We start from the raw sequence: 475 nt of genomic DNA on the forward strand, positions 1-475 counted from the left end.
CTATTGCTTTAGGCGGTTTATTTGTAATTGGTCTTTTTGCTGGTAATAGTCATCAAGTCAATAACAATCAGCAAGGAAAGGGTAGTCAGCAAGGTAATACTGCCGTGCAGAAGGAATCAGTTTCCAATGGGGAAAATACTACAGATGCTAAAGTTGAGAAAGAACAATCAAATTGGAATTATGGAGAAAATAAAGATGAAATGAGAAATCAAACTTCTCATTGGGCTAGCATTCAATCAGAAAACACTACAGAATTTGATTTCCCATATAACGGTGGTTCAAAGTTAGAAATCACAATTCGGAAAAATCCGGAATATGGAAATGATGTAATTATTGGAATTTCAAAAGGGCAGTTTACATGCGGACTTGGTTGTAAAATGAAAGTTAAGTTTGATGATGGGGATATTCAGACTTTTAATATGGTTGGATCCGATTCGGGAAATCATGACATTATCTTTATCAATGGCAGTAAATC

General features: G+C 34.9%; 1 protein-coding gene. It reads left to right on the forward strand.

Features of this window, described 5'->3' with window-relative positions; translation table 11 throughout:
- Nucleotides 1–2: 2 nt before the first annotated feature.
- A partial coding sequence (locus ACTHUM_RS19250) for a hypothetical protein (protein WP_440403889.1) occupies nucleotides 3–475 on the forward strand: 473 nt, incomplete at its 3' end.

Source organism: Neisseria sp. P0021.S006, from assembly GCF_051956895.1.